Source organism: Streptomyces sp. NPDC049577 (assembly GCF_040675635.1).
Classification (GTDB): domain Bacteria; phylum Actinomycetota; class Actinomycetes; order Streptomycetales; family Streptomycetaceae; genus Streptomyces.
The window spans coordinates 1-2,749 of record NZ_JBFAPH010000519.1 but is presented as its reverse complement, the minus strand read 5'-3'; the positions used below and the strand labels follow the sequence as shown (position 1 = coordinate 2,749).

The window sequence follows — 2,749 nt, the reverse complement described above, 5'->3', positions numbered from 1 at the left end:
GTCGACGAGGACGGCCTGCCGGCCTATGTGCCCGACCCCGAACGCGCCGCCCGCGTCGCCGGCATCGCCGTGCGCCACGCCCGCCTGCGGCACATCCCGCCGGCCGAGAAGCGTCTCGCCCTCGTCCTCTCCGCCTACCCCACCAAGCACTCCCGCATCGGCAACGCCGTCGGCCTCGACACCCCGGCCAGCGCCGTCGCCCTGCTGCGCCGGCTCCGCGAGGAGGGCTACGACTTCGGCGACGAGAGCACCGAACCCGTCCCCGGCCTCGCCTCCGGCGACGGCGACGAGCTCATCTACGCCCTCATCGAGGCCGGCGGCCACGACCAGGACTGGCTCACCGAGGAACAGCTCGCCCGCAATCCCGTCCGCATCCCCGCCGCCGACTACCGGCGCTGGTTCGCCGCCCTGCCCGCCGAGCTGCGGGAGGCCGTCGAGGAGCACTGGGGCCCCGCCCCCGGCGAGATGTTCGTCGACCGCAGCCGCGACCCCGAGGGCGAGATCGTCCTCGCGGCCCTGCGCCGCGGCAACCTCCTGATCCTCATCCAGCCGCCGCGCGGCTTCGGCGAGAACCCCATCGCCATCTACCACGACCCCGACCTGCCGCCCTCGCACCACTACCTCGCCGCCTACCGCTGGATCGCCGCCACGCGCGAGGACGGCGGCTTCGGCGCCGACGCCATGGTCCACCTCGGCAAGCACGGCAACCTGGAGTGGCTGCCCGGCAAGAACGCCGCCCTCTCCGCCGCCTGCGGCCCCGACGCGGCCCTCGGCGACCTGCCGCTGGTCTACCCCTTCCTCGTCAACGACCCCGGCGAGGGCACCCAGGCCAAGCGCCGCGCCCACGCCACCCTCGTCGACCACCTCGTCCCGCCCATGGCCCGCGCCGACTCCTACGGCGACATCGCGCGCCTGGAACAGCTCCTCGACGAGTACGCGTCCATCTCCGCGATGGACCCGGCCAAGCTGCCGGCCATCCGCGCCCAGATCTGGACCCTCATCCAGGCCGCCAAGCTCGACCACGACCTCGGCATGGAGGACCGGCCCGACGACGACGGCTTCGACGACTTCCTGCTGCACGTCGACGGCTGGCTCTGCGAGGTCAAGGACGCCCAGATCCGCGACGGACTGCACGTCCTCGGCGCCGACCCGGCCGGCCCCGAGCGCGTCAACCTCGTCCTGTCCATCCTCCGCGCCCGCCAGATCTGGGGCGGCACGACCGCCCTGCCCGGCCTGCGCGAGGCCCTCGGCCTGGACGAGTCCGCCGCCACCCGCACCACCGCCGACGAGGCGGAGGCGCGCGCCCGCGCGCTGGTCGAGGCCATGGAGGACGCGGACTGGGACCCGGCGGCCGTCGCCTCCGTGGCGGCCGGGCACGGCGAACAGGTCGCCGCAATCCTCGCCTTCGCCGCCCGCGAGGTCGTCCCGCGCCTGGCCCGCACCACCGACGAGCTCGACCACGCGGTGCACGCCCTGGCCGGCGGCTTCGTTCCCGCCGGTCCCTCCGGTTCGCCGCTGCGCGGCCTCGTCAACGTCCTGCCGACCGGCCGCAACTTCTACTCCGTCGACCCCAAGGCCGTCCCCAGCCGCCTCGCCTGGGAGACCGGCCAGGCCCTGGCCGACTCCCTCCTGGAGCGCTACCGCACCGACAACGGCCGCTGGCCCGAGTCCGTCGGCCTCTCCCTGTGGGGCACGAGCGCCATGCGCACCGCCGGCGACGATGTGGCGGAGGCCCTGGCCCTGCTCGGCATCCGCCCCGTCTGGGACGACGCCTCCCGCCGCGTCAACGGCCTCGAACCCGTCCCGCTCGCCGAACTCGGCCGCCCCCGCATCGACGTCACCCTGCGCATCTCCGGCTTCTTCCGCGACGCCTTCCCGCACGTCATCGGCCTCCTCGACGACGCCGTCCGGCTCGCCGCCTCCCTCGACGAGCCGGCCGAGCAGAACCACGTGCGCGCCCACACCCAGGCCGACCTGCGGGAACACGGCGACGAACGCCGCGCCACCACCCGCATCTTCGGCTCCCGCCCCGGCACCTACGGCGCCGGCCTGCTCCAGCTCATCGACAGCCGCGACTGGCGCACCGACGCCGACCTCGCCGAGGTCTACACCGTCTGGGGCGGCTACGCCTACGGCCGCGGCCTCGAAGGCCGCCCGGCCCGGGCCGAGATGGAGACGGCCTACAAGCGCATCGCCGTCGCCGCCAAGAACACCGACACCCGCGAACACGACATCGCCGACTCGGACGACTACTTCCAGTACCACGGCGGCATGGTCGCCACCGTCCGCGCCCTGCGCGGCACGGCCCCCGAGGCGTACATCGGCGACTCCACCCGGCCGGAGACCATCCGCACCCGCACCCTCGTCGAGGAGACCTCCCGGGTCTTCCGAGCCCGCGTGGTCAACCCCCGCTGGATCGAGGCCATGCGCCGCCACGGCTACAAGGGCGCGTTCGAACTGGCCGCCACCGTGGACTACTTGTTCGGCTACGACGCCACCACCGGCGTCGTCCCCGACTGGATGTACGACAAGCTCGCCCAGACCTACGTCCTGGACCCGGACAACCGCGCCTTCCTCGAGGACGCCAACCCCTGGGCCCTGCACGGCATCGCCGAACGCCTCCTGGAGGCCGAGAGCCGTGGCATGTGGGCCAAGCCGGACGCGGAGACGCTCGACGCGCTGCGCCAGGTCTTCCTGGAGACGGAGGGGAACCTGGAGGGCGGGGAGGACTGAGCGGGGAGGGCCGGGC

1 protein-coding gene is annotated in these 2,749 nt (G+C 74.1%); it reads left to right on the top strand.

All coding sequences use genetic code 11. The features are described from left to right. Window positions 1-2,733: cobaltochelatase subunit CobN (gene cobN, locus AB0K09_RS32025; protein ID WP_366068903.1), on the top strand; the 2,733-nt coding region annotated here is incomplete at its 5' end. Window positions 2,734-2,749: the final 16 nt, after the last annotated feature.